General features: G+C 69.9%; 20 protein-coding genes. 11 read left to right on the forward strand and 9 right to left on the reverse strand.

Annotated elements, in window-relative coordinates:
• Positions 1 to 3: 3 nt before the first annotated feature.
• The 4 genes from PKD06_RS07255 to PKD06_RS07270 all read right to left on the reverse strand — a co-directional run bounded on the left by PKD06_RS07255 (position 4) and on the right by PKD06_RS07270 (position 6,651).
• Positions 4 to 2,859 carry a bifunctional [glutamine synthetase] adenylyltransferase/[glutamine synthetase]-adenylyl-L-tyrosine phosphorylase gene (locus PKD06_RS07255; protein ID WP_324379073.1) on the reverse strand — a complete coding sequence of 952 codons (2,856 nt, stop codon included), beginning with the start codon at positions 2,857 to 2,859 and terminating at the stop codon, positions 4 to 6.
• The gene (locus PKD06_RS07260) at positions 2,856 to 4,304 is read right to left on the reverse strand and encodes a HAMP domain-containing sensor histidine kinase (RefSeq protein ID WP_324379075.1); all 1,449 of its coding nucleotides are present in this window, start codon (positions 4,302 to 4,304) and stop codon (positions 2,856 to 2,858) included. The genes PKD06_RS07255 and PKD06_RS07260 overlap by 4 nt, the downstream gene beginning before the upstream one ends.
• A 9-nt stretch (positions 4,305 to 4,313) precedes the next feature.
• The gene (locus PKD06_RS07265) at positions 4,314 to 5,000 is read right to left on the reverse strand and encodes a response regulator transcription factor (RefSeq protein ID WP_324379115.1); all 687 of its coding nucleotides are present in this window, start codon (positions 4,998 to 5,000) and stop codon (positions 4,314 to 4,316) included.
• Between the two features lie 403 nt (positions 5,001 to 5,403).
• On the reverse strand, positions 5,404 to 6,651 hold the full coding sequence (locus PKD06_RS07270; RefSeq protein ID WP_324379077.1) for a deoxyguanosinetriphosphate triphosphohydrolase: 1,248 nt from the start codon (positions 6,649 to 6,651) through the stop codon (positions 5,404 to 5,406).
• Between the two features lie 116 nt (positions 6,652 to 6,767).
• On the opposite strand from PKD06_RS07270, the gene erpA reads away from it, so the two are divergent.
• From erpA to PKD06_RS07285, 3 genes are all read left to right on the forward strand, one after another.
• Positions 6,768 to 7,106: an iron-sulfur cluster insertion protein ErpA gene (erpA, locus tag PKD06_RS07275; protein ID WP_324379079.1), complete on the forward strand. Its 339-nt coding sequence runs from the start codon at positions 6,768 to 6,770 to the stop codon at positions 7,104 to 7,106.
• A 49-nt stretch (positions 7,107 to 7,155) separates the two neighbouring features.
• Positions 7,156 to 8,931 (forward strand): hypothetical protein, encoded by a 1,776-nt coding sequence (locus tag PKD06_RS07280; RefSeq protein ID WP_324379081.1) that lies wholly within the window; start codon positions 7,156 to 7,158, stop codon positions 8,929 to 8,931.
• A gap of 96 nt (positions 8,932 to 9,027) precedes the next feature.
• Positions 9,028 to 9,624, forward strand: coding sequence for an exopolysaccharide biosynthesis protein (locus PKD06_RS07285; protein ID WP_324379083.1), 597 nt, complete (start codon positions 9,028 to 9,030; stop codon positions 9,622 to 9,624).
• Between the two features lie 15 nt (positions 9,625 to 9,639).
• Here PKD06_RS07285 and PKD06_RS07290 read toward each other — a convergent pair whose 3' ends face one another.
• Positions 9,640 to 10,548, reverse strand: a complete 909-nt coding sequence (locus PKD06_RS07290; RefSeq protein ID WP_324379086.1) for a DMT family transporter — start codon at positions 10,546 to 10,548, stop codon at positions 9,640 to 9,642.
• Positions 10,549 to 10,643: 95 nt separating this feature from the next.
• Here PKD06_RS07290 and argS point away from each other — a divergent pair, with 95 nt between their 5' ends.
• The 5 genes from argS (at position 10,644) to scpB (ending at position 16,573) form a co-directional block, all read left to right on the forward strand.
• On the forward strand, positions 10,644 to 12,401 hold the full coding sequence (gene argS, locus PKD06_RS07295; RefSeq protein ID WP_324379088.1) for an arginine--tRNA ligase: 1,758 nt from the start codon (positions 10,644 to 10,646) through the stop codon (positions 12,399 to 12,401).
• Positions 12,402 to 12,500: 99 nt separating this feature from the next.
• Entirely contained in the window at positions 12,501 to 13,997 is a 1,497-nt protein-coding gene (locus PKD06_RS07300; RefSeq protein ID WP_324379090.1) for an SPOR domain-containing protein, read from the forward strand.
• Positions 13,998 to 14,028: 31 nt separating this feature from the next.
• Entirely contained in the window at positions 14,029 to 15,030 is a 1,002-nt protein-coding gene (gene nagZ, locus PKD06_RS07305; protein ID WP_324379091.1) for a beta-N-acetylhexosaminidase, read from the forward strand.
• A 44-nt stretch (positions 15,031 to 15,074) separates the two neighbouring features.
• Positions 15,075 to 15,860: a ScpA family protein gene (locus PKD06_RS07310; protein WP_324379093.1), complete on the forward strand. Its 786-nt coding sequence runs from the start codon at positions 15,075 to 15,077 to the stop codon at positions 15,858 to 15,860.
• Positions 15,857 to 16,573, forward strand: coding sequence for an SMC-Scp complex subunit ScpB (gene scpB / locus PKD06_RS07315; RefSeq protein WP_324379095.1), 717 nt, complete (start codon positions 15,857 to 15,859; stop codon positions 16,571 to 16,573). Before PKD06_RS07310 ends, scpB begins: the two co-directional genes overlap by 4 nt.
• Before the next feature lie 6 nt (positions 16,574 to 16,579).
• Here the strand turns inward: scpB and bcsS are convergent, their stop codons facing one another.
• A complete protein-coding gene (bcsS, locus tag PKD06_RS07320) occupies positions 16,580 to 17,335 on the reverse strand; it encodes a cellulose biosynthesis protein BcsS (RefSeq protein WP_324379097.1) in 756 nt (251 codons plus the stop codon).
• Between the two features lie 226 nt (positions 17,336 to 17,561).
• Between bcsS and PKD06_RS07325 the strand changes: the two genes are divergently transcribed.
• Positions 17,562 to 17,831, forward strand: coding sequence for an usg protein (locus PKD06_RS07325; RefSeq protein ID WP_324379099.1), 270 nt, complete (start codon positions 17,562 to 17,564; stop codon positions 17,829 to 17,831).
• A gap of 96 nt (positions 17,832 to 17,927) precedes the next feature.
• Here PKD06_RS07325 and PKD06_RS07330 read toward each other — a convergent pair whose 3' ends face one another.
• Positions 17,928 to 20,213, reverse strand: a complete 2,286-nt coding sequence (locus tag PKD06_RS07330; protein WP_324379101.1) for an NADP-dependent malic enzyme — start codon at positions 20,211 to 20,213, stop codon at positions 17,928 to 17,930.
• A 54-nt stretch (positions 20,214 to 20,267) separates the two neighbouring features.
• Between PKD06_RS07330 and PKD06_RS07335 the strand changes: the two genes are divergently transcribed.
• The gene (locus PKD06_RS07335; RefSeq protein WP_324379103.1) at positions 20,268 to 20,897 is read left to right on the forward strand and encodes a CatB-related O-acetyltransferase; all 630 of its coding nucleotides are present in this window, start codon (positions 20,268 to 20,270) and stop codon (positions 20,895 to 20,897) included.
• 19 nt (positions 20,898 to 20,916) lie between these two features.
• Positions 20,917 to 21,726 carry a methyltransferase domain-containing protein gene (locus tag PKD06_RS07340; protein ID WP_324379105.1) on the forward strand — a complete coding sequence of 270 codons (810 nt, stop codon included), beginning with the start codon at positions 20,917 to 20,919 and terminating at the stop codon, positions 21,724 to 21,726.
• Positions 21,727 to 21,730: 4 nt separating this feature from the next.
• Here PKD06_RS07340 and PKD06_RS07345 read toward each other — a convergent pair whose 3' ends face one another.
• The gene (locus tag PKD06_RS07345) at positions 21,731 to 22,606 is read right to left on the reverse strand and encodes a glycosyltransferase family 2 protein (protein WP_324379107.1); all 876 of its coding nucleotides are present in this window, start codon (positions 22,604 to 22,606) and stop codon (positions 21,731 to 21,733) included.
• Between the two features lies 1 nt (position 22,607).
• Positions 22,608 to 23,791 (reverse strand): aspartate--tRNA ligase (aspS, locus tag PKD06_RS07350; protein ID WP_324379109.1); only part of this gene is annotated, 1,184 nt, incomplete at its 5' end.

Below are 23,791 nucleotides of genomic sequence, written 5' to 3' on the forward strand. Positions count from 1 at the left end.
GAATCAGGCCCGCAGCACGCGATCGAAGATCTCGCGGACGGGACGCCGGATCTCGGCGAGATGGGCGCCAAGCACCTTCGGGTCCGGCGCTCCGACCAGCGCCGCGAGCCGCGCCCTGAGGCCCGGCGTCTCGGCCCCCTCCTCGCCCTGCGCCCCGAGCGTCAGGCGCTGCCAGTGCATGACGTCGTCGAGCATTCGGTAGGCTTCGGCAAGGACGCGCGCATCGTCGCGCGCCAGAAGGCCGAGCCGGCCCGCCTCGGCGAAGACCTCGATGGCGGGCATGCCCACGAGCTTCCCATGCTCGGCCGCATGGGCCAGGACGAGCGCCTGGGCCAGGAAATCGAGATCGAGCAGGGCGCCGGGCGAGAGCTTGAGGTCCAGCTCGCCTCCGTCGCCCTTCTCGCGGCCGACGAGCGTGCGCATGTCGTGGACGGCCTCATAGACGTGCCGCTGCTCGCGGGGCCGGCGCAGGACCGCGGCGATCGCCTTCTCGATCCGGGCCCTGAAGGCGGGTGGCCCGGCAAGAACGCGGGCGCGGGTCAGCGCCATCTCCTCCCACAGCTCCGCTTCCCCGTCGTGATAGGCGAGGAAGCCCTTGAACTGCGTTGCGATCGGCCCCTTCGACCCCGCCGGACGCAGCCGCAGATCGACCTCGAAGAGCCGCCCCCGGCGGGTCGGCACGGTCAGCGCCGCGACGAGACGCTGCGTCAGGCGCAGATGATAGACGACCGAATCGAGCGGCCTGTCCCCGTCGCTCGTGCGCTTCTTCTCGTTGAACTCGTAGAGCACGACGAGGTCGAGATCGGAGGTCGGTGTCAGGTTGCGGGCGCCGAGCCGCCCGAGGCCCAGCACCGCGAGATGGCCGCCCGGCGCCTTTCCGTGCTCGCCCTCGAAGGCGGCCTCGACGCGCGCGAGGGCGGCGCGAATGGCCGCTCGCGCGATCGCGGCATTGGCGAGCCCCGCCTCGTGCGGCGCCAGGATGCCCGAGAGAAGACGCGCCCCGGTCACGAATTCGAGCTGGTGGGCCGCGTCCCTGATCCGGTCGAGGAATTCCTCGAACCCCTCCGGCTTCCCGACGAGGCCGAGGAATTCGCGCTCGATCGCCTCCTCGTCGCGCACCGGCACGGAGAAGGCCGGATCAAGCACCGGGTCGAGCACGTGCGGGCGTGCCGCGACCTCGTCGGCGAGGCGGGGCGCCGTGCCGAGGAGATCGGCGAAGAGGAGCCGCAGGCGCTCGTGCTGGCGCAGGATGCCGAGCAGCTCGACCGCGGCCGGCATGCGCGCGAAGGCCGTGTCGAGATAGGCGAGGCCGCCATCGGGATCGGCGGTGCCGCCGAGCGCCTTGAGCAGGGCGGGGACGAGCTCCGTCAGCACCTCGCGGGCTCGCGCCGAGATGATGGCGGGCCGCCGCCCGAAATGCCAACCGCGGATCGTCTCGGCGACCTTCGGCGGGTCGCGGAAGCCGAGCCGGGAGAGGGTCGCGAGCGTCGCCGGATCGTCCTCGGTGCCCGTGAAGACGAGGTCGCCAAGGTCGGAAGCGAGTTCCGGGGCATCCTCGAAGAGGAGGCCGTAATGGCGCTCGACCCGCTTCGCCTGTGCTGTCAGCGCCTTGGCGAAGGCCGGCAGGCCCGAATAGCCGGCGAAGCGGGCGAAAGCGGCGAGATCCTGCGCGTCGGAGGGCAGGCGCTGGGTCTGCTCGTCCGCCACCATCTGGAGCCGGTGCTCGATGCCGCGCAGGAAGCGATAGGCTTCCGACAATTCGTCGCGCGCCTTCTCCGTCACCCAGCCCTCGCGGTGAAGCTCGGCCAGCATATCGAGCGTGCGCCGGCCGCGGAGCGCCGGGCGCCGCCCCCCGAAGACGAGCTGCTGGGTCTGGACGAAGAACTCGATCTCGCGGATGCCGCCCCGGCCGAGCTTGATGTCGTGCCCCTCGACGGCGATCGAGCCGTGGCCGCGCACCGCGTGAATCTGGCGCTTCATCGCATGGATGTCGGCAATGGCGTTGAAGTCGAAATACTTGCGCCAGATGAAGGGCCGCAGATCCTGGAGGAAGGTCTCGCCGAGCGCCCTGTCGCCGGCGACGGGGCGCGCCTTGATCATCGCGGCGCGCTCCCAGTTCTGCCCCACGGTCTCGTAATAGGTGTAGGCGGCGGGAAGGGAGACGGCGACCGGCGTCGAGCCCGGATCGGGCCGCAGGCGGTAATCGACGCGGTGGACATAGCCCTCCGCCGTGCGCTCGGAGAGAAGCTTCAGCACGCCTTGCGCGATGCGCATGAAGATCCGCCCCGCCTCGTGCGCGTCGCGGACGGCCGGCGCGTGGGGGTCGTAGAAGACAACGAGATCGATGTCGCTCGAATAGTTCAGCTCGCCCGCGCCGTGCTTGCCGAGGGCGAGGAAGGTCACGCCGCAGCCGGCCCCGTCTTCGCCGATCCGCTCCCCGTCGAGCTTCCCGGATTCGACCGCCTCGCGCAAAGCGACGCCCAAAGCCGTCGCGACCGAGGCATCGGCGAAATCGCTGAGGGCTTGCGTGACCCGATCGACCGGCCAGGTCCCCGCGAGATCCGCCAGCGCGACGAGCAGCGCCTGCGCGCCGCGATTGCGCCGCAGCTCCACGGCGACACCGTCCCGGTCGAGGTCGCCCGCCTCGAACCGACGTAGAAGCCCAGCCTGCGCCGAGCGGATCGCCTCGAACGCCTCTTCGGGCGGCGTCGCGGCGAATCGGGCGAGGCGCTCCTCGTCCGCCTCGGCCAGCTCGCGCAGGAAGGGCGACCCGACGCGAATCGCCTCCAGGACGGCCTCGAAGGCGGCCTCGCCCCTGCTGCGCCCCCAGTGCGCCCGGCTCGCGAGCGATTCGGTCAAGATGCGGCGCCCGCCCGCAGCGGAATGGACAGGGTGGCCCTGAGACCCGGCCCGTTGTCGCCGAGCGTCAGGCTGCCTCCGTGGAGGCGTGCCACCGCCGCCGCGAGGCTGAGGCCGAGGCCGAAGCCCGGCTGGCTGCGCGAGGCTTCGAGGCGGACGAAGCGCCCGAGGACGCGCTCGCGATCGGCCTCGGGAATGCCCGGGCCGCGATCGGCGACGGTGATCCTGATCATGCCCTCGTCGCGCTCCGCCGTCACGGTGACCGGCCCTCCCTGCGCCTCGGAGGCGCTGCCGTACTTGATGGCATTGTCGAGCAGGTTCGCAAGGGCCTGACCCACCAATTCGCGGTTGCCGTGGGCGGGCAGCGATTCGGCGATGTCGCACGTCATGCCGAGCCCGGCTTCTTCCGCCGAGGGCTCGTAGAGTTCGGCGAGGTCGCGCGTGATCTCGGCGGCGTCGAAATCGGCCATCGCGGCGGCGCCGTGCCCCGCCTCGACCCCCGCGATCATCAGGAGCGCGTTGAAGATGCGGATGAGGTTGTCGCCCTCCTCGATCACCCCGTCGAGGGCCTCGCGCAAGGCGTCGGTCCCCTCGGCGGTGCGGAGTGCCTCGTCGGCCCGGTTGCGCAGGCGCGTGAGGGGCGTCTTGAGGTCGTGGGCGATGTTGTTGGACACCTCGGCGATGCCCGTCATCAACTCGCCGATGCGGTCCAGCATGGCGTTGAGGCTGAGGGCGAGGCGGTCGAATTCGTCGCCGGTGCCGTCCACCTTGAGCCGGCCTTCGAGATTGCCGGCCATGATGGTCGCGGTGGTCCCCGTCATCCCGTCGATCCGGCGCAGCACCCGTCTCGCCACGAACCAGGCGCCGAGGCAGCCGAGGATGGCGACGAGAAGCAGCGAGACGCCGAGGGCCCGCCCCATCACCGCACGGATGCGGTTGCGGTCCTCGATGTCGCGCCCGACCAGGAGCCGGAAGCCGCTTTGCAGGATGAAGACCCGCACGATGGCCCGGTGGTCGCGAACCTCCTCGTCCTGGCGGGCGTAGTCGATCTCACTCTGGCCCTCCTTCTCGAGCGTTCCCGGCGGCAGCGAGCCGACATTGCCGGCGATGCGCTCGCCCTGGAAGGTCGTCAGCAGGTAGAGCGAGGCGCCCGGCTGCCGGCTGCGCCGGTCGACGATGGCGACGAGGCGGCGGATGCCGGCCGTCTTGTACTGCTCCGCGAGCCCGCCGATCTCGGCCTCGATCGTCTCGATGATCTGCTCGTTGAAGATGCGCGTCGCGTTCCAGGCGACATAGCCGAGGATCAGGAAGACCGTGACGGCGAAGACGCCCAGATAGATGAGCGACAGCCGGAAGGCCGTGGTGCGGAACAGCTTCGGCAGCAGGCTGGAGCCCGGCCGCGAGGAAGCGGAAGGCGCCTCGGCCCGGACTTCGTCGCTCGCCATGGTCGGGTCCTATCGCGCGCCGTCGCGCACCATGTAGCCGGCGCCGCGCACCGTGTGGATGAGCGGCCGCTCGAAGCCCTTGTCGATCTTCGAGCGCAGCCGGGAGACGTGGACGTCGATCACGTTGGTCTGCGGGTCGAAATGATAGTCCCAGACGTTTTCCAGCAGCATGGTGCGGGTGACGACCTGCCCGGCATGGCGGACGAGATATTCCAGGAGACGGAATTCCCGCGGCTGGATGGGGATTTCCTGCCCCGCCCGCGTGACGCGATGGGACAGCCGGTCCACTTCGAGATCGCCGACCCGGTAGGTCGTGGCCTCCCCGGCCGGGGCCTTGCCGCTGCGCCGCGCCAGAACCTCGACGCGGGCCAGCAGCTCGGAGAAGGCATAGGGCTTCGGCAGGTAGTCGTCGCCGCCGGCGCGCAGGCCCTTCACGCGGTCGTCCACCTGCGAGAGGGCGGACAGGATCAGGGCCGGGGTCTCGACCTTCTGCTCGCGCAGCGAGCGGATGAGCGACAGGCCGTCGAGCTTGGGCAGCATGCGGTCGACGATCAGCACGTCGTAGTCGCCGTCGCGCGCGAGCGCGTAGCCGTCGAGCCCGTCGGCGGCCTGGTCGGCGGTGTGGCCGGCCTCGCGGAACGCCTTGACGAGATAGGCCAGGGCCTCTCGATCGTCCTCGATGATCAGGATTCGCATGCCCGACATGTAGCGTGCCCGAAAGCGGAACGGCAGGCCGGATATGATCCGGCCTGCCGTCACGAAACGCCGAGCTGGCGGGGGGCGACGAATGCAGCCCGCGTCTCGTTTCTCCGGGACATCAGGCCCGGCCAGGACCGCTCGGGGGCGGAGCGGTCAGGCCGGAATGACCCGATCCGATGAGGAGAATATGAGAGGGTGAGCCTTACCCCGCCATCTCCCCCGCATGAACATTCGGTAAGGTTTCGCGCACGATCGCATTCTCTTGTCATTCCCGGCCGGAGCGAAGCGGAGGGGAAGGGGCTGACAAGAGGGAGCTTCGAACACTTCATATCCATTCCATCGATCAAATTGATCGCGGGCAAGACGCTTCACCCTATCGCCCCCAGGGCGCCCCGAAGCCTCAGACGATCCTCAGCGTCGGAGTGTGCTCGAAGAGGCGGCGATGCTCGAGGAGCGCGAAGCGGTCGGTCATCCCGGCAATGTAATCTCCCGCGCGCCGCGCGATCGCCTCCGGCGCGGCGGCATCGAGGCCCTGCCGCCAGTCGGCCGGAATCGCGGCGGGATCGCTCGCGAAAAGCTCGAACAGGTCCCGCACCACCTGCTCGGCATCGCGCCGCACCGCCATCAGCCGCTCGTGACGATAGAGGCGCGGAAAGAGGTGGCTTTTGATCGAGCGGTCCGCCTCCGCCATTGCGGGCGAGAAGGCGACGAGGGACATCCCCGCCCCGCGGATCGCGTCGGCATCCCGCGGGCGCGCCCCGGCGAGGCGCCGCCCGCTTTCCGCGATCACATCCTCGACGAAGCGCGTGATGACGCGCCGCGTCAGCTCGTGGACGGTCCGGGGCGCATCGAGGCCGGGATGGCGCCTATCGATCTCCCCGAGCAGTTCGGCGAGGAACGGGACTTCGTGCAGTTCCTCAAGACGCAGGATGCCCGCGCGAAGCCCGTCGTCGAGATCGTGCGCATCATAGGCGATGTCGTCCGCGAGCGCCGCCGCCTGCGCCTCGCCGCTCGCGAAAAGGTCGAGACCGAGAGGCTGGATGCGATCGTGATCGAGGATCGGGGCCGGCACGACCCCATGGCGGTTGCTCTCGGACGGCTCGCCTCCGGGGCCGATCAGGGGCCCGTTATGCTTCACGAGTCCTTCAAGCGTCTCCCAGGTCAGGTTGAGGCCGGGGAATGCGGCATAGCGATTCTCGAGCCTCGTCACGACGCGCAAGGCCTGGGCGTTGTGGTCGAAGCCGCCGATCCCAGCGAGGCAGGAATCGAGCGCCTCCTCCCCCGTATGGCCGAAGGGCGGATGGCCGAGATCATGCGAGAGCGCGATGGCCTCGGCGAGATCCTCGTCGAGGCCGAGCGCGCGGGCGATGGCCCGCGCGATCTGGCTCACTTCGAGCGTATGGGTGAGGCGCGAGCGGAAATGATCGCCCTCGTGATAGATGAAGACCTGGGTCTTGTGGGTGAGGCGGCGGAAGGCGGCGGAATGGACGATGCGGTCCCGGTCCCGCTGGAAGTCGCTGCGGGTGGGCGAGGCGTCCTCGCGATGAACCCGGCCCCGGCTCGCCCCCGGATCGCAGGCATAGGGCGCGCGCCAGCGCTCGCCTCGGGGGCGAGTGTCGCGCGAAGCTTTCGGGACGGCCCGCGTCATCTCGTCGGAGCGCCTCCCGCGCCATGCGCCGCCCTGCCCGGGTTGCGGCGCAGCAATTCGCGCCTTACCTTCGCCACAGGCTTATCGGCAAGTTCCGGGCACTCTCGAATTCGGCCATGAACGCTCAAGGCACCGACATCGTCATCACCGCCGCCGCCGCCCGGCGGATCGGCGAGATCCTTGCGGGCGAGCCTGCGGGGTCCATGCTGCGCATCAGCGTCAATGGGGGCGGCTGCTCCGGCTTTCAATACGGTTTCGACATCGATGCCGAGCGGGCGGCGGACGATCTCTTGGTCGAGAAGGACGGAGCGAGCGTGCTGATCGACGAAGTCTCGCTCCAGTATCTGAAGGGATCGACGCTCGATTTCGTCGACGACCTGATCGGCCAGTCCTTCAAGATTGACAATCCGCAGGCAACCGCGTCCTGCGGATGCGGCACTTCGTTTTCGCTCTGAGAACCGGTCCTCGTCCGGTCCCATCCAGGTCGCCCCAAGGGAGCCTTTCGTGCGCCATGCTTCGTTGACACCCTCCGGGCGCGGCCTCGCCCTCGCGCTCGCGATCTGGGCGGCCCTCGCGGGAGCCGCCGAGGCCCAGACCGAATCCGTGGTCCAGAACGTCCGCTTCGGCAGCGACGCGATGTCCTACGAGGCGCCGCGGGTGATCGTGCGGGGATCGGCGCTCTCGCAGGCGGAGCTGTCGCGCCTGCTCGATCCGGCCAGCCCCGAGCCCTGGAGCGATCGCCTCGCCAAGCTCGACGCGGAGGAGATCCTCGCCCCCGAAGTGGTCGCCACCCTCAAGATGCCGCGGATCGACCAGCGCACGACCTATCGCGACGTCTCCCTCAAGAGCGTCCGCGGCGGCCGCATCGCCACGATCACCGCCGCCGGCGGCTCCATGGAAGGCACCCAGCAGGGCAGGAAGGTCACGAGCACGAACGGCCCGCTGTCGATGCAGGACGTCGATGCCGGCGCCGCGCTGGCGCTGCTCTCCCCCGCGAAGGGGCCGGCGGGGCCGCTGCGGCAGATCTACGGCGCGTTCTCGATGGAGGCGGTCCGGGTGACGGATTCCTCCGGCATCACGACGCAGGTCGGCCGCATGAGCGGCAGCGGCTTCTCCGCGCGGCCGACGGCGCTGGGCTGGACGGGCACCATCGAGGCCCTCGGCGCCGCCGAGGCCGCCAAGGACGATCCCGCCGCCCTGACCCGGACGATGGACTCGCTCGCGGAGCTTTTCGAGGCCTTCTCCATCGGCACGGTGGAGGCGTCCGACATCTCGATGAAGGGCCATGTCGAGAAGGACGATGTCGATCTCGACGTGAAGATCGCGCGCGCCGGCTTCACGGGCGCGGCGGCCGGTCGTGGAGGCGAGATGAAGGTCGAGGATCTCGACATCTCGGCGGCCGGCATGCGCATCCGCTACGGCACCCTGGCCTTCGGGGGCCTCAACGGCAACGCCCTCGTCGAAACCTTCCGGGAGCTTGCGGCCAATCCCGACCATCCGGGCCCGGCCCTGGTGCGGCGGCTCCTGCCGGTGATCTCCTCGATTCGGATCGAGAATCTGGACGTCCAGATGCCGCCCGGATCGTCGGCCTCCGGGGGCGAGCAGCCGGGCCGCATCGGCCTCGGACGCTTCGAGATCGCGGCCGAGAAGCCCATCAACGGCATCCCGACCGACCTGCGCTTCACGATCCGCAACATGAGCGGGCCCGTCTCGATCGCCTCCGACCAGGCCGGCATCGCCATGCTGGGCGAGCTCGGCTACGAGCGCCTCGACGGCTCCCTCGGCCTGAATCTCGGCTGGAACGAGCCCGGGCAGGAACTGGTCGTCCGCGACATCTCCGTCGACGGCAAGGATATGGGGACCGCCACCCTGCGCGGCGTGATCGGCCGGGTGAGCCGCGAGGTCTTCAACACCGATACGGCGGTCGCCTCCGTCGCGCTGCTCAGCGCCGCGGCCAAGTCGATCGAGCTGGTCATCGAGGATCGCGGCCTCTTCGAGCGCATCGTCGCGCGCGAGGCGAGGAGGCAGAAGCGCGCGCCCGAGGACGTGCGCCGCGAATATGCCATGGCAGCCTCCGTGGGCATTCCCGCCGTTCTCGGCAGCGGGCCGGCGGCCAAGACCCTGGCCCAGGCCGTCGCCCGGTTCGTGGCCAAGCCCGGCAAGCTCACGATCCAGGCGCGCGCGCGTCAGCCCGGCGGCTTCGGCCTCGCCGACTACATGGCCAATCCCACCCCGGCGGGGGTGCTGGAGGCGATCGACCTCACGGCGACCGCCGAGTAGCCTCACGTGACGAAACCCTTGCGCAGCCCCCCTCCCTTGGCCGGGACGGTGACCTGGTCTAGAGAGTGCGGCTCCCTTCCCCCCCGGTCGGAATCCGTGTTCCCTGAAGCTCGAATTTCGGCGATCCTGCAATCCCTTGTCAGGACCGCGGGCGAACGGCTGACCGTCGCGGACATCGTGTCCGTGCTGGGGGACCGCGCCTTCGCCATTCTCGTCGTGCTGCTCGGCCTGCCCAATTGCCTGCCGATGCCGCCGCCCATTCCCCTGGTCTGCGGCCTGCTGCTCGCGCTCGTCGCGCTTCAGCTCGTGGCGGGGCGGCCCTCGCCCTGGCTGCCGGCGGCGCTCCTGCGGCGCTCCATTCCGCAGGAAGCCGTCGAGCGCGCGGTCGAGCGCGCCCTGCCAGTGCTCCAGAAGCTGGAACGCTGGTCCCAGCCCCGAATCGAGCTTCTCGAATCGGGGCTGGCGCTGCGGCTGATCGGCCTCGTGCTCTTCGCCCTCGCGCTGGGACTGATCGTCGCCGCCCCCGTGATCGGGCAGATTCCGCTCGGCCTCGCCGTCTGCCTGATCGGACTCGGCCTCGTCGAGCGCGACGGCATCGTGGTGATCGCGGGCATGGTCTTCGGCGCCCTCGGAATCGGCGTCAATTTCGGCTTCGCCTACGCGATCTTCGCCCTGATCGAGAAGCTGTTCTGACCTCCGCGGCGGTGCCTATCCCGGATCGGCTTTCGGGGCGGCCGGCGGCTTCAGGGCGAGCGCGACGCCGCTCAGGACGAGGAGCAGGGCCGCGATCACACGCCAGCCGAGCGGCTCGCCGAGCGCCAGCCCCGCCGCGACGATGCCGACCAGCGGGACCATGAGCGTGCCCATCGAGGCCGTCGCGGGGGGAAGCAGGCGCAGGGCGGCGAACCAGGTCACATAGGACAAGCCCATCGGCACGAGGGTCATGTAAGCCTGGAGCGCCCAGCCGAGCGGGCTCAGCGGGCCGATCCTCTGCCTCTCGAAGACGAGGCCGATGAGCAGCATGGGCAGGCAGCCGAGGCCGATCTGCCAGGCGACGAGCGCCAGCGGGGGAAGCGGCGGCGGCTTGCGGTTCAGGATGCCCCCGAGCGCGAAGAGGATGGCCGAGGAGAGCCCGAGCGCGACGCCCCACGCCTTGTCGCTGCCCAGCTGGATGCCGCCGCCGAGAAGGACGGCCGTCCCCGCGATGCCGAGCGCCAGCGCCGCCGTCATCCGGGGCGTCGGGCGGATGCCGAGGAGCGGCCAGGACAGCAGCATCGACCAGATCGGCATCGTGTAGACGAGGAGCGCGCCCTCGGCCACGGTGACCCATTGCATCATCACCGTGGTGAGGCCCATCCAGAAGAAGACGTTGGTCAGGGCCAGGAGGCAGAGGCGCGGCAGGAATCGCGGCGGCACGGCGAGGCTCTCCCCCCTGCGGAGCGCGAGAGCCGCAAGGAGCAAAGCCGCGACGACGCCCGCGAGCCCGCGGGCGAAAAAAGGCGGCCATTCGCGCAGGAGCACCTTCATCGCCGGCCAGTTCAGGCCCCAGCCGAGGGCGGTGACGAGGAGGCACAGGAAGCCGGCCCAGCGCGCATTCCCGCCCGTCGCAAACCTCAACGCCGCTCTCCTTTTGGAACGACACCTACCCTTTCGGCGGCGCGGTTGCTATTGCCCCCGCTTTCGCGGCCCTCGCTGGGACATTCGATCGTCATATGAACATCTTCGGGCTCTTCGAACGGCGCGTCGCCGAGGCCATCGAGCGGCTGGCCGCGGCGGGCAGCCTGCCGCCGGGCCTCGATACCGGCCGGATCCTGGTCGAGCCGCCGCGCGATCCGAGCCACGGCGACCTCGCCACCAACGCGGCCATGGCGATCGCGAAGCCCGCCCGGGCCAATCCGCGCGCCCTCGCCGAGCTGATCGCGGCCGATCTGCGCGCCGATCCGCGCGTGACGGAGGCGACGGTGGCGGGGCCGGGCTTCATCAACCTGCGCCTCGCGCCGCATGTGCATCACGACGTCATCCGGGCCGCCCTCCTCGATCCGAAGGGATTCGGGCGGAGCGGCCGGGGCGCGGGCGAGGCCGTGAACGTCGAATACGTCTCGGCCAACCCGACCGGGCCGATGCATGTCGGGCATGGCCGCGGGGCGGTCTTCGGCGACGCCCTCGCCAATCTCCTCGAAACGGCGGGCTACGCGGTCACGCGCGAATACTACATCAACGATGCGGGCGCGCAGGTCGACGTCCTCGCCCGCTCCGCCTTCCTGCGCTACCGCGAGGCCCTGGGGGACGAGATCGGCGAGATTCCCGAGGGCCTCTATCCGGGCGACTACCTGAAGCCGGTCGGGGCCGCCCTCGCCGAGGCCCATGGCCGCTCGCTGCTGCAAATGCCCGACGAGGAATGGCTGCCGCTCGTCCGCGAGGCCGCGATCGACGCCATGATGGCGCTGATCCGCGAGGATCTCGCCGCCATCTCCATCCGCCACGAGGTGTTCTTCTCGGAGCGCTCACTGACCGCAGGGCCCGCCGACCAGATCGCGGCGACCATCGCGGAGCTGCGGGAGCGCGGCCTCGTCTATGAAGGCCGCCTCGCGCCGCCCAAGGGGCAGCCGGTCGAGGACTGGGAGGATCGCGAGCAGACGCTGTTCCGCGCGACGCAGTTCGGGGACGACGTGGACCGGCCGCTGCTGAAATCGGACGGCTCCTATACCTATTTCGCCGCCGACATCGCCTATCACCGCTCGAAATTCGAGCGCGGCTTCACCCATATGATCGACGTCTGGGGCGCCGATCATGGCGGCTACGTCAAGCGCATGGCGGCGGCGGTGCAGGCCGTCAGCGGCGGGCGGGCCGATCTCGACGTCAAGCTGTGCCAGCTCGTGAAGCTCCTGCGCGAGGGCGAGCCGGTCAAGATGTCGAAGCGCGCGGGAGATTTCGTGACCTTGCGTGACGTCGTGGACGAGGTCGGGACCGATCCCGTCCGCTTCATGATGCTCTATCGCAAGAACGACGCCCCGCTCGATTTCGACCTCGCCAAGGTGCTCGAGCAATCCAAGGACAATCCGGTCTTCTACGTCCAATACGCTCATGCCCGCGCGGCCTCGGTGTTCCGGCAGGCGCAGGAGGCGCTCGGGCGCGTCCCGGAGCCGCAGGAACTGGCCGCAGCCGAGCTTCACCTCCTGTCGGACGAGGCGGAAGAGGAGCTGATGCGCCGCATCGGCCAGTTTCCGCGCGCGGTGGACGCGGCGGCGGCGGCGCACGAGCCGCACCGGATCGCGTTTTATCTGTACGATCTCGCCGGTCTTTTCCATGCTCTCTGGAACAAGGGCAAAGACTTGCCGCAATTACGGTTTGTTAAGCAAGACGATGAAAAGTCGACGGTCGCGAGACTGGCGCTGGTCGGCGCGCTGAAAGGCGTGCTGGCCTCGGGCCTCGCGATCCTGGGTGTGCGGGCACCGGACGAGATGCGCTGAACGCGTCCTCTCTCCGGCAAGCATCTTGGCCTTTTGCCGCGGTGTCGCCCACCTCATGGTCTAGGACCTCGCCAGGTCCGGATCTGGACCGGAGAGTATATGATGAGTGAAGCCAGGAACCAGCGCTTCGAGATCGACATCGACGAGATCGAAAAGCAGCTCCGGCGCTCGGTCGAGATGCCGCAGCCGGCGAAGCCCGACCCCTTGGCCGAGCTGGCGCGCATCGTGGGCCAGAACGATCCCTTCCGGGGCATCCTGAGCCCCGCCCATTCCGCCTCGGAAGCCGCGCCGCAGCCGCAGCCGGCGAACGCCAATTTGCCCGCTCTTGTCGGGCCGAGCCACGACGCCTTCTCCTTTGCGGCCGAGGACGCTGCCGCGCGGTCCTATTCCCCCGCCGGGCACCATCATCACCACCACCACGAGGTGGAGGCGCCGCGCGACTACGACCCGGTCGCCGAGGCCTACGGGTCGCAGGAAGACGCGCTGGCCGCCGAGGACTATTCCCCTCCCCTTCGCCGCCGCCCCTCGCGGGCCAAGCTGATCGCGGTCATGGCCGGGCTCGCCGCCACGGTGAGCGTGGTCGCCCTCGGCCTGTCCTACCGCAAATCCGGCCTTCTCTCCTCCGGCGCGCCGCCCGTCATCGCCGCGGATCAGTCCCCGCTCAAGGTCGCCCCCGAGAATCCCGGCGGCGTCGAGGTGCCGAACCAGGATCGCCAGATCTATGCCCGCGGCCCGCAGGACGGGCAGAGCCGCGTCGTCGACGGGCGCGAGCAGCCGGTCGACGTGCGCGCCGTCACGCCGCCCGTCTCGGCGCGCGCTCCGGTCTCTCCCGCCCGCGACGCCGTCGCGGACGCCCTCGGCAGCCCGCGCCGCGTGCGGACCGTGTCCGTGGCGCCGGACGGCAGCGCCTACAACCCCGCCGTCACCGGCTCGGCCACGCCCCTCGCCGCCGGCGCGCAGGACGTCATCCCGAGCGGCGGCCTGCCGCCGCCGGTGTCGGTCCAGACCATCTCCGTGCCCGCGCGCCCCGCTGCCGCGGCTCCCGCCGCCATGCGCCCGGCCGCGCCCGCCCCGACGCCACAGGCCGCGGCGGCTCCCGCTCCTGCTCCCGCCCCGGAACCGGCTCCCGTCGAAGCGGCGGCGGAACCGCCCGCGGCGCCTCCCCCCGTGAGCGTGCTGCCTCCGGCGCGTCCGGCCTCCCTCGGCCATGCGGCCGCGGCGCCGCGAGTCGCCTCCGTCGAGCCCGCGGCGCCGGCGCCGAAACCCGCCGCCGCGAAGCCGAAGCCCGCCCACGAGGCAGCCAGGCCCGCCGCCGAAAAGCCCCCTGCGGCGGAGAAGCCGGCCGCCGCCGCCCGCGGCTATACCGTCCAGATCGCGGTGCGCTCGACGGAGCAGGAGGCGCGCGCCGCCTGGGACCAGGCGCAGGACAAGTTCGGCAGCGCCCTCGACAACAAGCCGGCGCGCCTGACCAGCGCCAAGGTGAACGGCAAGACCGTCCATCGCGTGCGGCTTGGGCCGATGAGCAAGCCGGAAGCCGACGCGATGTGCAGCCGCCTCAAGGCAAAGGGCGGCAATTGCTTCGTCGCCGTGAACTGATTCGCGCTCGCGCGACCGACGAGGCTTGACCATGCGGGCATTCGTGGCCGGCTGCCTGGGCCCGGCACTGACGCCGGACGAGCGCGCCTTCTTCCGGGAGGCGGACCCATTCGGCTTCATCCTGTTCCGGCGGAACATCGAGCACCCGGAGCAGGTGTTCGCGCTGACGGCCTCCCTGCGCGAAACGGTCGGGCGGGCCGATGCCCCCATTCTGATCGACCAGGAAGGCGGGCGGGTGCAGCGCCTCGGGCCGCCCCATTGGCCCCGCTATCCGGCCGGGCGCGCGTATGGCCGTCTCCCGGTCTCCCGCCGCGAGACGGCCCGCCTCGGCGCGCGGCTGATGGCGCACGACTTGCGCGAGATCGGCATCACCGTCGACTGCCTGCCCGTGCTCGACGTGCCGGTTCCGGGCGCGCACGACGTCATCGGCGACCGCGCCTATGGCGAGGATCCCGGCACGGTCACGGCGCTCGGGGGAGCGGCCGCCGCGGGGCTGATGGCGGGCGCCGTCCTGCCCGTTGCCAAGCACATTCCCGGCCACGGCCGGGCGGGGGCGGACAGCCACCTCGCCCTGCCGCGCGTCGATGCCCCGCTGGAGGAGCTGCGGGCGCGCGACTTCGCCCCCTTCAAGTGCCTCTCGCACCTGCCGGCCGCGATGACGGCCCATGTCGTCTACGAGGCGATCGATCCCGAGCGTCCCGGCACCGTCTCCCGGCGCGTGGTCCAGGACATCATCCGGGGCGAGATCGGCTTCGAGGGCCTGCTCTTCACCGACGACCTCTCGATGAAGGCGCTGGCCGGCTCCTTCCGCACCCGCGCCGAGGAGGCGATCGCCGCCGGCTGCGACATCGCCCTCCATTGCTGCGGCGATCTCGCCGAGGCCCGCGGCGTCGCCGAGGGCGTGCCGCTCCTCTCCGGCGCCTCCCTCGAGCGGGCCGAGGCGGCGCTGGCAATCATCGCGCGCGACCCTGAGGATTTCGATCCTGTGGACGCCCTCGACGCCTTCGAGATGGCGCTTGCGCTGACGGCCTAGCCGGTCACATTCCTGCTCCCGGCGGGAATCGCCCCGGAGATTCAGTGCAGGACACCCCATTCGAGACGGAGCGGGCCGAGAGCGATCCCCAGCTCGTGGTGGATGTCGAGGGTTTCGAGGGACCGCTCGACCTGCTGCTCGACCTCGCCCGGCGCCAGAAGGTGGATCTCCACGAGATTTCCGTCCTGGCCTTGGCCGAGCAATATCTCGCCTTCATCGAGGATGCGCGCGCCATGCGGCTGGAGCTGGCGGCGGATTATCTGGTGATGGCGGCCTGGCTCGCCTTCCTGAAGTCGCGCCTGCTCCTGCCCGAGCCGCCGAAGCCCGAGGAGCCGAGCGCGGGCGACCTCGCCGCCGCCCTCGCCCTGCGGCTGCGCCGCCTGGAAGCGATCCGGGAAGCGTCGCGGAAGCTCGGCGAGCGCGCGCAGCTCGGCCGCGACATCTTCGGGCGGGGCGCCCCCGAGCCGCCGGTCGCCCTGCGCGCGGCCTATACCGGCTCGCTCTACGACCTCCTCGCCGCCTATGCGGCCCAGCGCCAGAAGAAGATCGCCTCCCACGTCACCGTCGCCAAGCGCCATGTCTGGTCGCTGGTCGAGGCGCGGGAAGCGCTGGAGCGGCTTCTCGGCCATGCGGCCGAGTGGGTGGAGCTGGACCACCTCCTCCTGCGCTATCGGGCCGAGCCCGTGATGCGCGGCACGGTCCTCGCTTCCGCCCTCGCGGCGACGCTGGAGATGGTCCGCGAGGGCAAGGCGAGCCTGCGCCAGGACAGGCCCTTCGCTCCTCTCATGATCCGCCGGCGCGAGCCGGCCTTGCGGCTGGTGACGCCATGAGCGCCGCGACCGTCAGGCACCTGCGCGAGGTCGCGCGCCTCGTCGAGGAACCCGCTGCCCCTGCGGCTCCCCCAGTGCCGGACGAGGCCGTGCGCGTCGCCGAGGCGCTGATCTTCGCCTCTCCGCAGCCCCTCAAGGATGCCGAGCTTGCCGCGCGCCTACCGGCCGGCACCGATCTCGGCGCCGTCCTCGCCGAGATCACGCGGAACTATGCCGGACGCGGCATCAATCTCGTGCGGGTGGCCGGGGGCTCTGCCTTCCGCACCGCGACCGACCTCGCCTATGCGCTCGCAGGAGACGCCGCCCCTCCGCAGAAGCTGTCGCGCGCCGCCATGGAGGTGCTGGCGATCATCGCCTATCACCAGCCTGCGACGCGAGCCGAGATCGAGGAGATCCGCGGGGTCGCGACCTCGAAGGGAACGCTCGACATCCTGCTGGAGACGGGCTGGATCAGGCTGCGCGGCCGCCGCAAGGCGCCGGGGCGCCCGGTCACCTTCGGCACGACGGCCGCCTTCCTCGCCCAGTTCGGCCTCGAGGCGATCGGCGACCTGCCGGGCCTCGAGGAACTGAAGGGCCTCGGCTTCCTGGAAGGCCGCATCCCCGCCGACATGGCCATGCCGCTTCCCTCCGACGCCCTCGCGCTCCAGGCGGACGAGGAGCCGCTGGAGGCCGACATGCTGTCGGTCACGCCCTTCGAGCCGGACGGGGAGTGAGAACCGCTACAGGCGGATCCAGGCGCTGAGGCCGGCATAGGGGGAGAGCGAGCGGCGGTTGTCGCCCGTCATCATCCCCGCAGAGAGGCGCAGATTCACGATCCCGATCGCCGCCCCGGTCAGATGGCCGCCAATGCGCGCCTCCCGATAGGTCGGCGTCACGTAGACGGTGACCTCCGGTCCGACATAGGCATTGGCGAAGAGCTTGATCCCCGTCGAGGCACGGCCCCAGAAGCTGGTGGCGGCCGAGCTTGCGACGAGCGTCGTCGTGACCAGCGTGTCCGGCGTCGGATTGTACCAAAGCTCGAACTGGCCGCGCAGACCGAAACGCGGCTGGGACAGGCGGGAGAACCGCCCATCATAGGCGACCTGCTCATGCTGAAGCTCGGGCCCGGCATAGGCCGCGAGATAGAGCGGCCCGATCATGGTCTGGTAGCCGCCGAGCATGCTGGCCTGATGCGTGAAGCGATCGATCGGCAAGACCATCCCGCCGAGACGCGCCCTCTCGCGCGTCAGTCCGATCCCGCTCGATTCCATGACGAGGAAACCCGGACGGTCGAGCGGGCCGACGAGGGCCTGTTTCGATCCGCCCGCCAGGAAGACGGAGCTGCCGAGATCGGCGCTGGCGAAGAGCGTCCAGCGCTGGTCGATCGGCCGAATGAACAAGTCCTCGTCGCGCGGCGTTGCCAAGGCCCCGGTGACCGCCCAGCCGGCGCCGAGAAAAACGAGCAGACAGATGATGATCGAGGCGAGACGCAACAATGTTCGATCTCTGTGGCACGGCGACCACAGGATATCGCGCGCCGACCGGCCCGCCAGCCCGCCCGAAACTGCGGCACGCGATTTGCGGCGATGTGTGTGATGAATGTCGGGCGGGGGCTGAACCCCGGACGGGTGATGAAGCGTTAACGGTTCAGGGCGACACTTTCAGCGTCGCCACGGTTTCAAGACGACAGGAGCTTGCAGCAACAAGAGGAAAGGGGTTGAAATGGTCTCGAAAGATTTCCTCCGTCAGCTCGAAGGCTACGGCCTCACCACGGCGACCATCCTCTACGGCTTTCCCGATCATCCCAAGCTGCTGCAAACCTTCGTCTGGCAGAATTACGACCTCGCGCCGCGGTTTCCCTTGCTCCGCAAATTCCTTGATTTCTGGCGCTGCGAGCTCGAAGGGCCGCTCCATTCGGTGACCGTCGCCCATAGCCGGCTGATCAGGCCGGCCGAGTTGCGCACCGTCGGTTCCGAGTTCCGGCTGCATTGAAGACGGCAGCGATCATCCCGGAGCTCGCGAAGCGAGTATCCGGGACCGTCCTTCGCATGGCGATCCCGGCTCTTCGGCCGGGATGACGGGCCGGGCTCAGGCCGGGCCCGACTGCGCCTCCACGACGGCGACCGCCGTCATGTTGACGATGCCGCGCGCCGTCACGGACGGCGTCAGGATGTGGACCGGCTTCGAGGGCCCGATCAGGATCGGCCCCACGGGCAGGGCATCCGCAAGCATCCGTACGAACTGGAAGGCGATGTTGGCCGCATCGAGATTCGGCATCACGAGGAGATTCGCCTCTCCCTTGAGCGTCGAACCCGGATAGACGCGGTCGCGGATGACCTGGGACAGCGCCGTATCCGCCGCCATCTCGCCATCGACTTCCAGGTCGGGCTCCAGCTCGCGCACCAGGGCGAGAGCCTTGCGCATCTTCTTGGACGAATCCGTGTCGCCCGAGCCGAAATCGGAATGCGACAGGAGGGCAACCTTCGGCGTGATGCCGAAGCGGCGGACATGGCTCGCACAGGAAATCGTCATCTCGGCGATTTCCTCGGCGGTTGGGTCGGGCCGCACATGGGTATCCGCGAGGAAATAGGGCCCCTTGGAGGTCACCATCAGGCTCATGGCGGCGAGCTGGTGCAGGCCGGGCGCGAAGCCGACAATGTCGGTGATGTGGCGCAGATTCGAGCGGAAGCGGCCCTCCAGCCCGCAGAGCAGCGCGTCGGCATCGCCGCGCATCAGGGCCAGCGAGCCGATCACGGTGGCGTTGGTGCGCGCGAGCGTCCGGGCCGCATCCGGCGTGATGCCCTTGCGCCCGGCCAGCTCGACGAAGGTCGCGACGTAGTCGCGATAGCGCGGATCGTCGTCGGGATTGATGAGGTCGAAATCGCGCTTGGGCGTCATCGACAGGCCGAAGCGCTTGAGCCGCGTCTCGATCACCGCGGGGCGGCCGATCAGGATGGGACGGGCGAGCCCCTCCTCCACGACGGCCTGGACGGCGCGCAGCACGCGCTCGTCCTCGCCCTCCGCGTAGATCACGCGCCGGGGCGCGGCCTTCGCGGCGGTGAAGAGCGGCTTCATGATGAAGCCGGAGCGGAAGACGAAGCGCGTCAGGCTCTCCGTATAGGCCTCGATATCCTCGACCGGCAGCCGGGCGACGCCCGAATCCATGGCGGCCTTGGCGACGGCCGGGGCGATGCGCAGGATGAGGCGCGGATCAAAGGGGCTCGGGATCAGCGAATTCGGCCCGAAGGGCCGCGCCTCCCCGCCATAGGCGCGGGCGACGACGTCCGAAGGCGCCTCGCGGGCGAGGGCGGCGATGGCCTTCACGGCCGCGCCCTTCATCTCCTCGTTGATCGTGGAGGCGCCGACATCGAGCGCGCCCCGGAAGATGTAGGGGAAGCACAGGACGTTGTTGACCTGGTTGGGATAATCCGACCGCCCGGTGCAGATGAGCGCGTCCGGCCGTGCCTCGCGGGCGGCTTCCGGCATGATCTCCGGGTTCGGATTGGCCAGCGCCATGATGAGCGGGTTCGGCGCCATCGTCTTGAGCATCTCGGGCTTGATGACGCCCGCCGCCGAGAGGCCGATCACGACGTCGGCGCCTTCCATCACCTCCGCGAGGGTGCGCTTGTCGGTGTCCTGGGCATAGACCGACTTCCAGCGGTCCATCAGCTTCTCGCGGCCCTTGTAGACGACGCCCTCGATATCGGTGACCCAGATATGCTCGCGCGGCACGCCGAGGGAGACGAGGAGGTTCAGCGTCGCGAGCGCGGCGGCGCCGGCGCCGGAGGTCACGACCTTGATGTCGCCGATCTTCTTGCCGCCGATCTCCAGCGAGTTGAGCACCGCCGAGGCGACGATGATGGCGGTGCCGTGCTGGTCGTCATGGAAGACGGGAATGCCCATGCGGGCCTTCAGCTTGTCCTCGATGTCGAAGCATTCGGGGGCCTTGATGTCCTCGAGGTTGACGCCGCCGAAGGTCGGCTCGAGCGCGGCCACGACATCGACCATCTTGTCGATGTCCCGCTCGTCCACCTCGATGTCGAAGACGTCGATCCCGGCGAATTTCTTGAACAGGACCGCCTTGCCCTCCATGACGGGCTTCGAGGCGAGCGCGCCGATGGCGCCGAGGCCGAGGACGGCGGTTCCGTTCGAGATGACGGCGACGAGGTTCTGGCGCGCGGTATATTCGGCCGCCTTGGCGGGATCGGCCGCGATCTCCTCGCAGGGGATGGCGACGCCGGGCGAATAGGCGAGCGCGAGATCGCGCTGCGTGCCGAGCGGCTTGGTCGGCTGGATCTCCAGTTTTCCAGGGCGGGGGAACCGGTGGTAGGAGAGCGCGCTCTTCTTCAGGTCGTCGGAAACAGTGCCCGCCATCTCTCCCCCCTTTGCACGCTCGCCTCGGCCGTATCCGCCTGGAGCTTCGTTTCGATGACGTTATTGCAACGGCTGAGGCTCAGTAGCAATCCGCATAACCAGACCGCCATTCACCTGGCAGCGCTGATTCGCAAGTGGGGCCACGAAATAGGCGAGTACTCCTACGGCCACCCCAAGGTCCGGTTCTCCGAGACGGGCGCCAAGCTGCGCATGGGGCGCTACTGCTCGGTCGCCGACAAGGTCGAGATCCTGCTCGGCGGCAACCACCGGCTCGACTGGGCGACGACCTATCCTTTCACGGCGCTGCCGGGGCTGTGGCCCACCGCCCGCGGCCTCGAAGGCTCCCACGCTTCCAAGGGCGACGTCACCATCGGTCCCGACGTCTGGCTGGGCTCGGCCTGCACGATCCTGTCGGGCGTGACGGTCGGTCCCGGCGCGGTGATCGCGGCCCGCGCCGTCGTCTCGCGCGACGTTCCCCCCTATGCCGTCGCCGCGGGCAACCCCGCGCGCGTGATCCGTATCCGCTTCCCGGAAGAGGTGGTATCGGCCCTCCTGGAAGCCGCCTGGTGGGACCTGCCGCGGGACGAGGTCGTGCCGCTGATCCCGCTCCTCCAGAGCAACCGCATTCCCGAACTGCTCGCCACGATCGCCGCCCTTCGCGGAGGCGGGGCGGCCCCGCGTTGAAGCCACCGAAGGACAGCCCATGCATCTCTCCGCCCTCGACAAGGCGCGCGTGTTCCGCGCGGCCTATCTGGCGAGCGTCGAGACCGAGCCGCTGGTCGTGCTCGACGTCGGCTCGGCCATCGTCGATCCGACCCAGCATTCCAATCGCGACGCGATGACCAACCCGCTCTGGACGGCAACCGGCCTCGACATCGAGCCCGGCCTCAATGTCGACGTCGCCGTCAAGGACCCCTATGACTGGCGCGAGGTGGCGAGCGGCTCGGTCGATGTCGTGACCTGCTCGGAGGTCTTCGAGCATGCCGAGTATTTCTGGGTGACGATCCTCGAGATCGCCCGCATCCTGCGGCCGAACGGCCTCGCCTTCATCACCTCGCCGAGCTCGGGCCCTCTGCACCGCTATCCGGTGGATTGCTGGCGCTTCTACGACGACGGCCTGCCGGCCGTGGCCCGCTATGGCGGCTTCAAGGTGCTGGAGGCGCAGGTGCAGTGGATGCCCGTCTATCGCAAGGGCATGCAATGGCGCGACGCCTCGATCGTGCTGCAGAAGCCGAACGCGCCCGAGGGCGAGGCCGCCGCGCATCTGCGCAACTGGGCCGCCAAGCTGATCCTGAAGGGGGATCTCGCGGCGGAGGATTTCGCGGCCCCTCCCCCGGAGCCGGATTTGGTGCCGAGCGTCATTGCGCCCCTCGAAGGCAAGGGCGCCTTTGCGGCCCGCGAGCAGGAGCTGGCGCGAGCCGGCGGCCTGCGCCAGAAAGGCTCCGTCCTCGCCCGCCAGCTCCGCGAGGTGTTCCGCACCATCGGCGAGCCGCTGACGAAGCTCAGATACTGATCGCCTACTCGACCCCTTCCCGCGCCAGAGCCGAGCGCCCGCGCAGGAAGGCCCAGGCGCCCGCGGCCGAGCCGGCATAGCGCTCCACCAGCGCCGGCCGGAAGCTCGCCAGCGCGAGAAGCGTCCGGGGCCCGTTCAGCAGGAACATGGAAAGGGCCGGCGACGGCAGCCGCCATTTCCGCGAGACATAGGCCCGCGACCATGCCTGATGCCAGCGCGAGCGGAAGATGCGGCCGGGCGCAGGAGCACTCGACTTGCCCCGCCCGTGACGCGCCACGGCGTCGTGGACATGGACCAGCGCGAGCCCCGCATCGGCGACGCGCCGGCAGAGGTCGTCGTCCTCGTAGAAGAGGAAGATCGCCGGGTCGAAGCCGCCGAGCGCCAGGAAGGTCTCGCGTCGCAGGAGGAGGCAGGCGCCCGACAGGAACGGCGCGCAGCAATCGCCCTCCGGCTGGCAGGAGGCGCCGCGCGGATTGGTCAGGAAGGTCGAGAGCAGCGAGCGCGCCTGGAAGAAATAGCGCCCGTCCGGCTCGATGATGCGCGGCGCGTAAAGGCCCGCCTCGGGATAGGCGGCAAGGGCAGCGCGGAAAGCCGCCACCGCCCCCTCGTCGAGGACCAGATCGGGATTGGCGATCAGGACGAACTCGGCCCCGCTCGCCGCGATCCCGGCATTGTTGGCTCGCCCGTAGCCCTCGTTGCGGTCCATCCGCAGGACCCGCGCGCCACCCCGCTCGGCGATCTCGGCGGAGCCGTCGCCGCTGGCATTGTCGACGACGATCGCGGGCACCCCCTCGCGCCGGAAAGCCGCGAGGCAGGCGGGCAGCACCTCGGCCGAATCGTGGGCGACGACGACCGCCTCGATGGCGGCTGCCTTTTCCACGCTATTTCTGCGGCAGGTTGAGCCGGATATGCAGCTCGCGGAGCTGCCTGGGCGTCACCTCGGAAGGCGCGCCCATGAGGAGATCCTCGGCCCGCTGGTTCATCGGGTAGAGCACGACCTCGCGCAGGTTCTGCTCGCCGCAGAGCAGCATGACGATGCGGTCGATGCCGGGCGCGATGCCGCCGTGGGGCGGGGCGCCGTAGGTCAGCGCGCGCAGCATGCCGCCGAACTTGGCCTCCAGCACCTCCTCGCCGTAGCCGGCGAGCGCGAAAGCACGGCGCATGACGTCGGGGCGGTGGTTGCGGATCGCCCCCGAGGACAGCTCGATGCCGTTGCAGACGATGTCGTACTGGAACGCCTTGATGGCGAGGATCGTGTCCTTGTCCTCAGGTGCGAGCGCCAGGAACGCCTCGCGGTCGAAATTCGGCATGGAGAACGGGTTGTGGGAGAAGTCGATCTTCTTCTCGTCCTCGTTCCACTCGAACATCGGGAAGTCGGTGATCCAGCAGAAGGCGAACTGGTCCTTGTCGCTGAGGCCGAGATCGTCGCCGAGGCGGATGCGCGCCTTGCCGGCGAGGCTCGCAGCCTTGGCCTCCTCGCCCGCCGCGAAGAACACCGCGTCCCCCGCCCCGACGCCCGCCCGGAGCGCGATCGCCGCCTGCACGTCCGGCGGGATGAATTTCGCGATCGGCCCCTTGCCCGCGAGCCGGCCGCCTTCCTCGCCGAAGATGATGTAGCCGAGGCCGCCCGCGCCCTCGCTCCGTGCCCAGTCGTTCAGCTTGTCGAAGAAGGAGCGCGGCTGCGTGGCCGCGCCTGGCGCCGGGATGGCGCGCACGACGCCCCCCGCCCCGATCACGCTCTTGAAGGCGTTGAAGGTGACGCCCTCGTCCTTGAATTCCTCGGTGACGTCCGCGATGACCAGCGGGTTGCGCAAATCGGGCTTGTCGGTGCCGTATTTCAGCGCCGCCTCCGCAAAGGTGATGCGGGGGAATTCGCCGGTGACGCGCTTGCCCTCGGCGAATTCCTCGAAGACGCCACGCAAAACCGGCTCCACCGCCTGGAAGACGTCCTCCTGCGTGACGAAGCTCATCTCGATGTCGAGCTGGTAGAACTCGCCCGGCGAGCGGTCGGCGCGCGCATCCTCGTCGCGGAAGCAGGGCGCGATCTGGAAATAGCGGTCGAAGC

Origin of the sequence: Enterovirga sp. (genome assembly GCF_035325185.1) — a bacterium.
In the GTDB taxonomy this organism is placed as follows: domain Bacteria; phylum Pseudomonadota; class Alphaproteobacteria; order Rhizobiales; family Beijerinckiaceae; genus Enterovirga.